We start from the raw sequence: 8,984 nt of genomic DNA, 5'->3' as shown, positions 1-8,984 counted from the left end.
TACATATAGAAAACCGCAGTAGATTAATTTTGATTAATAAACATATCCATAGATCCTGAAATATGACTTTTTAAGGCTTTATCAGTACTTACAAAGCATGAAAAAACGATTTTTCGAAGCTTAACAGAACTTACAAAACAGGAAAAATTGATTTTTCGGCCAATAACAGAACTTACAAAGCAAGAAAAATTGATTTTTCGGACCCTAACAAAACTTACAAAGCAAAAAACGATTTTTCAAATAATTAATACTAACCCTTTAAAGAACAAGCCATGGCATTAATTAAAAAAATAGCCCCTGCGAGTCGCAATAGCGACCTTAGTTCGTTACTAACACTTATTCTGAAAGTTTTGGCAAAAACAGATTGGAGTGCCGATACCTACTTGACTTCTATTCTGGAAAACTTAATCCCAGCAAATACGTCGCTAACCGAAGCACTGAAACGATTGGTTGATTACTCTGAAATGGCAAGTAAAGACAGTGAACGCGATTTGGAAATTACTAGCCTATTTAAGTTGATTGAAGGCTATTCGTACATGCCCTTTGATGAAGTGAAAGAAACTAACCTGATTATAAAAAATGTATTGGAGCAATACGGCTTAGGCATTAAGTATGAAGATTTTGCCGCAGAATCGGCAGACGTGCAATCGATGCTTAAGGATTTAGCCAGTGCCGATGTAGTAGCTGCTGCCGACAAACTGCAGGGGGTAACAAAAACAATTAGCGCTATACGTACCAAACAAGAGGAATTTGAGAATATGGCACTGGAACAAGCCGAAGGGGAAAGCGTGAAGAAGGATCTAAGTTCGGCAAGTCAGTTGAAAAAAGAGTGCATCACCGAAATTAATTCCAATCTGGTGGGCTACCTAAACACCATGGCAAAAGTACAGCCAGATACTTACAAGGCAACCGCTAAAACAATCGGTGAGCTAATTGATGGCAATAACGAGTTGGTAAAACGCCGCAAGACAAACAATTCTGACAGCAAGGAGCTTTAAAGCAAAGACAAAGGGTTTCATTAAAAGGTGAGGCCCTTTGGTTTTGGTTGAGATTTAGGTAGATCCCTCGCTAGCGCCAGCTTTCAGCTCGTGTTTTGCAAAGCAAAATAAGAAATTGACGTAATAATAGAATAGCTGCAACTCGTGGTATATTTTCTGCATACGCAGAGCACGAGCTACAAGCTCGCGCTAGCAGAAGAAAATAACTAACCACAACAATTAAAAATAACCACTATGAAAAAAACAATACTCATTTTAGGGATAATCGTAATTTTTCTTTCTTCTTGTGCGAAGAAAATAGACGGTTCAAGTGAAGAAGCAATGAAATCATCAATTGAAGAAATTAAGAATTCTTTAGATGATGAGAAAAAGGAAAAATTTGAAGAGTCAATGAGGCTTATAATGTTCCACCAACTTGATTTTGGAAAAATATTGCAAGAAGGTGGAACGGAAGAAACCGTTTCTGATATGAAATCGAAAATTGACGGACAAACCGCTGATGAGATTATTGCAGAAGGTGAGAAAATCCAAGCTGAAAACGAAAGAAAAAAAGAAGAACAAGCAAAAATTGAGATTGAAGAACTATATCAAAAAATAGAGCAAGTTGAAAAAGACAAAGTAATACTCGCCAAATTCGAAGTAAAACGCTCTCGATTTTACAAAAGGAAAAAAGGTACATATTACGTTACTGAAGAACCAATTATTGAACTAACTGTAAAGAATGGAACAGACAAAGCTATTTCTAGAGCTTACTTCCTAGGAACTTTAGCTAGTCCAGCTAGGAGTGTTCCCTGGATAAAAGACGATTTTAATTATGAAATTTCAGGTGGACTTGAACCTGGAGAAGAAGTGACTTGGTATTTAGCACCAAATATGTTCAGTGATTGGGGTAAAATAGATGCACCTAAGGATGCCGTACTAACAATAAAAGTAAAAAAATTAGACGGACCGAATGGAGAGGAATTATATGCAGATAATTTTGGTGAGGATGACCAGGAAAGGCTAAGTGAATTACTTGCAGCTTATCCTGAATACAAGAAGTAATCCCCCGCTAGCGCGAGCTTTCAGCTCGTGTTTTGCAAAGCAAAATAAGAATTAGAAGTAAAAATTAAAGGTTTTAACTGCATACGCAGAGCACGAGCTACAAGCTCGCGCTAGCAGAAAAATTTACATCCTAAAAGAAAATCAAAAATAATTATATCATGAAAAACACTTTATTTTTATTTATGTTATTAGCAATTGTATCATGTAGTGATACGGACGATTCTACTGGATTAGTTTTTGATCAGGATTCCTATGATACGAATCGTGAATTATGGGAAAACAGTGGAATCGTAAACTATAGCTTTTCGCAAGAATATTCTACAATCTCTACTGGACCCCAACCAGAATTAACAACAGTAGTCAAAAATGGAGAATTAGATACAATCTATAGTCAATCAAGCGAAAATGAAGATCAGATAGAATATTTTGTACACTGTGAAACAATGGATGAAGTATTTGATTACATAGATAATATTGTAGAAAGCTGCAATGAGGCTATTAATTCTTCTGATAACATAATGGATGGAGCTGACATTGAGATTGAATACGATGAAAAGTATTATTATCCAATAAAGGTTAAGTGTTCAGGCTCCTATCCTGATGAATATGATGGTTTTGATGGTGGCTTAAGTACGGTGATGTATATAACTGATTTTGAAGTAAATTAGCCAGTCACACGCTAGCGCGAGCTTTCAGCTCGTGTTTTGCGAAGCAAAATAAGAATTAGAAGTAAAAATTAAAGGTTTTAACTGCATACGCAGAGCACGAGCTACAAGCTCGCGCTAGCAGAAGTAGTTAGCAACAAGTAAAACACAAAAGAATATGATGAAAGCAGAAAAAAACCATTCGAAACTGATTCTTGCCCTATCGATACTTTGGGGCTTTTCTCTTATTTCCCTCCAGTTTATTTATTTTTTGGGCAGTACAGAAAGCTTTGTAAATGCTCTGGATGCAATGATTCCATATACACCTTCTTCGGTAGCGATATTAATGTGTAGTTGGATTGCCGGAAGAAGTTTAACAAAAGTGCAATTCAATAGTAAGCTAACAAAGCAGAAATTTATTCTAATTGCAATTCTATGTATATTCTTTTTTCCTATTGGCTTATTCATCCTATTTGGGACAAGAAAATTTAGAAAGTTAGAAGTCTGAGCCCCGCTAGCGCGAGCTTTCAGCTCGTGTTTTGCGAAGCAAAATAAGAAATTGACGTAATAATAGAATAGCTGCAACTCGTGGTATATTTTCTGCATACCCCCGCTAGCGCGAGCTTTCAGCTCGTGTTTTGCGAAGCAAAATAAGAATTAAAAGTAAAAATAAAATAGCTGCAACTCTTGGTATATTTTCTGCATACGCAGAGCACGAGCTACAAGCTCGCGCTAGCAAAAGAGTGCTTTCTAGAAGTGAAATGATGAAAAAAGCAAAAGGTTTTGAGTCGAAAATATAAATTTCATAATAAAGAAGGTCTGTACTTTATCAGTTTTGCCACGGTCTATTGGATTGATGTATTTGTAAGAGAGCAATATTTTACTGCTCTCGCAAATAGTTTAGAGTATTGCTGTACACACAAGGGAATGGTAATATATGCTTACTGTATTATGCCAAGTCATGTTCATTTGATATTTAATGTTCAGAATTCAGATCCGGGAAAAATTATAAAGGAGTTTAAAAGCTATACCTCGAAACGAATTCAAAGCTTAATTGAAGAAAATGCACAAGAGAGTAGAAAAGAGTGGATGCTTTGGATGATGCAGCGTGCCGGCAAAATGAATAGTAATGTAAAGAATCGACAATTTTGGCAGCAAAACAACAAGCCTATCGAATTATGGAGCAATAAAGTTATCTCTCAGAAATTAAATTACATTCACAATAATCCTGTTGAAGCTGGCTTTGTTGAAGAAGCAATTCATTGGAAATATAGCAGTGCAAAGAATTATGCAGGAGAAAGAGGGCAAATATCAGTTGAATTATTATAGTATTTTTTTCTGCATACCCCCCGCTAGCGCGAGCTTTCAGCTCGTGTTTTGCAAAGCAAAATAAAAATTAGAAGTAAAAATAAAATAGCTGCAACTCGTAGTATTTTAACTGCATGCGCAGAGCACGAGCTACAAGCTCGCGCTAGCAGAGGAAATCCATTGGTGCGAAATAAAAAAGCGATATTCTCATGAAAGAATATCGCTTTTTTGTTTCCTAAAAATGGGAATATCAAACGATGAACTGAAACAGATCGGTTTTATCGTTCAAGTATTCGAAAATGAAATTACGCTCCCTCATTCTCTGTTGAATTCGCTCCAAATCTTCAGGATGTTGCACTTCAATTCCAATAACGGCAGGTCCTTTTTCGCGGCTACTTTTCTTGTAATACTCAAAATGGGTGATGTCATCTCCCGGATCTAAAACATCGTTCACAAATTCTTTTAGAGCACCAGATCGCTGTGGAAAACGCACCATAAAATAATGCTTTAAACCTTCAAACAGCAAACTTCTCTCCTTGATTTCTTCCATTCGGGTGATGTCGTTGTTGCTACCACTTAGCACACAAACTACATTCTTTCCCTTGATCTCTTTTTGCATCAGGTGAAGTGCGGCTATCGACAGAGCACCTGCCGGCTCAGCCACAATGGCATCCTCGTTATACAATTGCAAGATTGTGGAGCAAATCAAACCTTCGGGAACCACCACAATTCCATCTAAAACTTTCTCGCAGATTTTCCAGGTAAGATCTCCTACTTTTCTTACTGCAGCGCCATCCACAAAGCGGTCGATACTTTCCAGGGCAATATTGTCCTTTCTTTCGAAGGCCGTTTTCATGGAAGCTGCTCCTTCGGGCTCAACACCAATAATTTTAGTATTCGGACTAAATTCTTTAATCCAGGAGCCAACTCCTGAGGCTAAGCCACCACCACCAATAGGCAAAAGAAGATAGTCAATGGGTTCGCTAAATTGTTGTAAAATTTCCAGGCCAATGGTTCCCTGTCCCTCAATAATTTTAGGATCATCGAAAGGATGAATAATGGTTTGACCCAGTTTCTTAGCATCGGCATTGGCTTGAGCGGAAGCATCATCGAAAGTATCACCGGTAAGAATAATTTCAACCTGATCGCCCCCAAACATTTTCACCTGCTTAATTTTCTGACGAGGTGTTGTTTCGGGCATATAAATTTTCCCAAAGCATTTCAGCCTATGACAAGAATAGGCAACTCCTTGCGCGTGGTTTCCAGCACTTGCACAAACAATTCCTTTGGCAAGTAATTCTTTCGATAAACTCGATATCTTATTAAAAGCACCCCGAATTTTATAGGAACGAACCAACTGCAGATCCTCCCGTTTTAAATGGATACTTGCATTGTATTTGGCCGATAAATTTAAATTTTTTAGTAAAGGAGATGCGTGTACTACCTCTTGAACTATTTTATTTGCCTTTACAATATCCGCCATTAGCGGATAATAATTTTCTTTTAACATGTTTCCCCCTTTTCTTTGCGTCGAATTCGACCCTTACAACTCTTTACAAGCAAGCATAAGCCAATGAATTATTTCTGTGTTTATCTTTTCCGATGCTATTCATAATCAGAAGCTTACAAAGCCCTGCAAGTGTGAGTTATTTTTAGGAATTCGATAAAATAAACAAGCCTGAAAGTTAGTAATTCTTTCAGGCTTATTCTGACTAAATGATGTGTTAATTAAGATTTTTTAATATAATTTGCCAACCAATCACCTACCTCACTGGTTGAGTAGGCTTTTTTACCATCTGCAATATCTTCGGTAACTACTCCTGCTTCCAAAGAGGCATCAACAGCTTCGCGAATTAAAGCACCTTCTTTCATCAAACCAAATGCATATTCAAACATCATGGCTGCAGAAAGAACAGTAGCACATGGATTGGCAATATTTTTACCTGCTGCCTGAGGATAAGATCCGTGAATAGGTTCAAATACCGATGTATTCACACCAATGGATGCCGATGGCAACATTCCCATTGACCCGGAAATTACACTTGCCTCATCGGTAAGAATATCCCCAAACATGTTTTCAGTCACCATTACGTCGAAACGTTTTGGCCAGGTAATTAGTTGCATTGCCGCATTATCCACAAACATATATTCCACTTCTATATCTGGAAATTCAGGTTCGATTCTTTGCGCCACCTCTCTCCATAATCTTGATGTAGCCAATACATTTGCCTTATCAACAACAGTTAATTTTTTACGACGCTTTCCTGCATATTCGAAACCCAAACGCACAATACGCTCAATTTCTTCAGCTGTATAAACACAAGAATCGTAAGCAGTTTGTCCATCTTCAGTACGTCCTTGAGGGCGACCGAAATAAATTCCACCAGTTAATTCACGAATACACATAAAATCAGCACCATCAACCAATTCCGTTTTTAATGGTGATTTGTGAATCAATGATTTAAAAGTGTTTACAGGACGAAGATTAGCGTACAAACCTAATTTTTTACGCATAGCCAACAAACCTTGCTCTGGACGAACCTTTGCTGTTGGATCGTTATCGAATCGTGGATGACCAATTGCACCGAATAATACGGCATCTGAATTCATACACAATTCATGAGTTTCATCGGGGTAAGGATTTCCAACTTTATCGATGGCAACCGCTCCTACAAGAGCCTCTGTATACTCAAATTCATGTCCAAATTTTTCAACAATTGCATCGGTAACTTTTCGTGCTTGTGCAACAATTTCCGGACCGATACCGTCTCCTGCTAGTACTGCTATTTTGTATGTCATTCTACTTGTTCTTATTCTGTTTTTACTGATTTGCTTTCTATTTGGTCGTGTTGCTCAATTAAGTTCAACACTCGAAGAGTAGCTTTTATGGCTGCTTCAATCTGATCGGGATCTAAACCTTTGGTTTTAAACTCTTTTCCCTTATAATTCCAGGTAATAAAAGTTTCCACCAAAGCATCTGTATTTCCTCCTGGTGGTATTCGCACTAAATAGTCGGTCAGTACAGGTCGATCTCTACCCAACTCGTCGTAAATAGACCAAATTGCATTCATAAAAGCATCGTATTGACCATCTCCAGAAGAAGTTCCCTCATGCATTTTTCCGTTCACTTCTAAATTGATGGATACAAAAGGTCGCATTCCTTTGGACAAAGACAATGAGTAATGTTTTATTTGAATGGGCATTTCCTCCATGGTCTGATTTAAAACGTCAGAAACAATGTAAGGAAGATCATCAATAGTGACCATTTCTTTCTTATCACCCAATTCGATCACTCGTTTGGTAACCAGTTTCATGGTTTCCTCTTCTAGAGTAATACCTAATTCTTCCAGATTTTTTTTGATATTCGCTTTTCCAGAAGTTTTTCCGAGTGCATATTTGCGTTCTCTACCAAATCTTTCTGGCATTAAACGATTAAAATACAAATCATCCTTCGAATCACCATCGGCATGAACGCCACAAGTTTGAGTAAAAACATTCTCCCCTACTAAAGGTTTATTGGCAGGAATACGTATACCAGAAAAGGTCTCCACAATACGACTTACTGTATTTATTTTTTTCTCATCGACATTAATTTTACGAGCTAAGTGATCGTTTATCACGCCAACCACAGAAGCCAAAGGAGCATTTCCTGCTCTTTCGCCCAATCCGTTTACAGTTGTATGAATACCATCCATTCCCGCTAAAATCGAAGAATATACGTTGGCCAAAGCCAGGTCGTAATCGTTGTGAGCATGAAAATCAAAGTGCAATTTAGGATATCGCTCACGACAAGCATAACAAAAATCAAAAGCCTGAACCTGATTTAAAACCCCCAAAGTATCGGGCAACATAAAACGTTCAATATTTTCTCCTTGTAATTCATCTAGAAGGTACCAAACGTAATCTCGAGAAGTGAGCATTCCGTTGGACCAATCCTCGAGATACAAATTCACTTTGATTCCCAACTTATTTGCATAGGTTACAGCTTCTTTAACTTCCTGAACATGTTGTTCTGGTGATTTTTTTAACTGTCCTTGTAAATGTTTCAACGAACCTTTCGAGAGCAAATTTACCACTCTGGCTCCACTTGCATGAATCCAATCAATAGACGCAGTTCCATCAATAAAACCCAGAACCTCAATTCTGTCCAAACAATTGTTTTCTTCTGCCCATTTAGTAATTCGCTTTACTGCTTGAAATTCTCCTTCAGATACTCTTGCCGAGGCAACTTCAATTCGATCAACTTTAATGGATTTCAGCAATAATTTTGCGACTCCTAGTTTTTCTTCCGAATTAAAGCTTACCCCAGAAGTCTGCTCACCATCCCGAAGAGTGGTGTCCATTATTTCTAAGCTACGCAGTTCGTTCATCTTTGAATAATCTATTAGTTTTTAGCTTCAAAAGCTTCTATCTTATCTTTTCTTGCAAGAAGGAAATCGATATCATCGAATCCGTTTAGCAAGCAATTTTTCTTGTATGGATTAATGGTAAAATTTTCACTTTTTCCATTTAAGCTGATACTTTGCTTCTCTAGATCGACAATTATTTTTTGTGCCTTATTTTTCTCCACTGCAGCAAATAGATCACTTAAAAATTCAGGAGATACTGTAACAGGCAAAACACCATTATTCAGTGCGTTATTTTGAAAAATATCCGCAAAAAAACTACTCACAACTACTTTAAAACCATAATCGTGAATGGCCCAGGCTGCGTGCTCTCTTGAGGAACCACTACCAAAATTTTTTCCTCCCACCAAAATCTCACCAGAATAATCGGATTGATTTAAAATGAAATCAGGATTTTCTTTTCCATCGGAAGTATATCTCCAATCACGGAAAAGATTTTCACCAAAACCTTCACGACTGGTAGCTTTTAAAAATCGTGCAGGAATAATTTGATCTGTATCCACATTTTCAACAGGAAGCGGTACATAGCTCGATTCCAATGTGGTAAATTTATCTATTGGCATAATAATTTACTTTAAGCGATT

At 37.5% G+C, this 8,984-nt stretch carries 9 protein-coding genes; 5 read left to right on the top strand and 4 right to left on the bottom strand.

The genetic code is table 11. The features are described 5' to 3' along the window. Positions 1–272: 272 nt before the first annotated feature. The 5 genes from ABYT26_RS13215 to ABYT26_RS13195 all read left to right on the top strand — a co-directional run bounded on the left by ABYT26_RS13215 (position 273) and on the right by ABYT26_RS13195 (position 4,015). Positions 273–998, top strand: a complete 726-nt coding sequence (locus ABYT26_RS13215; RefSeq protein ID WP_372754657.1) for a DUF6261 family protein — start codon at positions 273–275, stop codon at positions 996–998. 234 nt (positions 999–1,232) lie between these two features. Then, positions 1,233–2,042, top strand: coding sequence for a DUF6694 family lipoprotein (locus tag ABYT26_RS13210; RefSeq protein ID WP_372754655.1), 810 nt, complete (start codon positions 1,233–1,235; stop codon positions 2,040–2,042). A 158-nt stretch (positions 2,043–2,200) separates the two neighbouring features. Next, a complete protein-coding gene (locus ABYT26_RS13205; RefSeq protein WP_372754653.1) occupies positions 2,201–2,710 on the top strand; it encodes a DUF6174 domain-containing protein in 510 nt (169 codons plus the stop codon). Between the two features lie 154 nt (positions 2,711–2,864). Next, the gene (locus ABYT26_RS13200; protein WP_372754651.1) at positions 2,865–3,194 is read left to right on the top strand and encodes a hypothetical protein; all 330 of its coding nucleotides are present in this window, start codon (positions 2,865–2,867) and stop codon (positions 3,192–3,194) included. Positions 3,195–3,469: 275 nt separating this feature from the next. Beyond that, positions 3,470–4,015, top strand: a complete 546-nt coding sequence (locus ABYT26_RS13195) for a transposase (protein WP_372754649.1) — start codon at positions 3,470–3,472, stop codon at positions 4,013–4,015. Between the two features lie 229 nt (positions 4,016–4,244). On the opposite strand, the gene ilvA is transcribed toward ABYT26_RS13195, so the two are convergent. The 4 genes from ilvA to leuD form a co-directional block, all read right to left on the bottom strand. Then, on the bottom strand, positions 4,245–5,504 hold the full coding sequence (ilvA, locus tag ABYT26_RS13190) for a threonine ammonia-lyase (RefSeq protein ID WP_372754647.1): 1,260 nt from the start codon (positions 5,502–5,504) through the stop codon (positions 4,245–4,247). 218 nt (positions 5,505–5,722) lie between these two features. Continuing rightward, on the bottom strand, positions 5,723–6,793 hold the full coding sequence (gene leuB, locus ABYT26_RS13185) for a 3-isopropylmalate dehydrogenase (protein ID WP_372754645.1): 1,071 nt from the start codon (positions 6,791–6,793) through the stop codon (positions 5,723–5,725). A gap of 11 nt (positions 6,794–6,804) precedes the next feature. After that, positions 6,805–8,364: an alpha-isopropylmalate synthase regulatory domain-containing protein gene (locus ABYT26_RS13180; protein WP_372754643.1), complete on the bottom strand. Its 1,560-nt coding sequence runs from the start codon at positions 8,362–8,364 to the stop codon at positions 6,805–6,807. A gap of 14 nt (positions 8,365–8,378) precedes the next feature. Then, on the bottom strand, positions 8,379–8,963 hold the full coding sequence (leuD, locus tag ABYT26_RS13175) for a 3-isopropylmalate dehydratase small subunit (RefSeq protein ID WP_372754641.1): 585 nt from the start codon (positions 8,961–8,963) through the stop codon (positions 8,379–8,381). Positions 8,964–8,984 lie beyond the last annotated feature (21 nt).

The sequence above is a fragment of the Labilibaculum sp. genome, from assembly GCF_041595635.1.
Classification (GTDB): Bacteria; Bacteroidota; Bacteroidia; order Bacteroidales; family Marinifilaceae; genus Labilibaculum.
The sequence above is the reverse complement of the archived record's forward strand: the minus strand, read 5'-3'. Positions and strand labels throughout refer to the sequence as shown.

Coding starts and splice junctions, on each gene's coding strand:
- ABYT26_RS13200 (WP_372754651.1), top strand. CDS start 2,865: ATGATGAAAGCAGAAAAAAACCATTCGAAACTGATTCTTGCCCTATCG.
- ilvA (WP_372754647.1), bottom strand. CDS start 5,504: ATGTTAAAAGAAAATTATTATCCGCTAATGGCGGATATTGTAAAGGCA.
- ABYT26_RS13210 (WP_372754655.1), top strand. CDS start 1,233: ATGAAAAAAACAATACTCATTTTAGGGATAATCGTAATTTTTCTTTCT.
- ABYT26_RS13215 (WP_372754657.1), top strand. CDS start 273: ATGGCATTAATTAAAAAAATAGCCCCTGCGAGTCGCAATAGCGACCTT.
- leuB (WP_372754645.1), bottom strand. CDS start 6,793: ATGACATACAAAATAGCAGTACTAGCAGGAGACGGTATCGGTCCGGAA.
- ABYT26_RS13180 (WP_372754643.1), bottom strand. CDS start 8,364: ATGAACGAACTGCGTAGCTTAGAAATAATGGACACCACTCTTCGGGAT.
- ABYT26_RS13205 (WP_372754653.1), top strand. CDS start 2,201: ATGAAAAACACTTTATTTTTATTTATGTTATTAGCAATTGTATCATGT.
- leuD (WP_372754641.1), bottom strand. CDS start 8,963: ATGCCAATAGATAAATTTACCACATTGGAATCGAGCTATGTACCGCTT.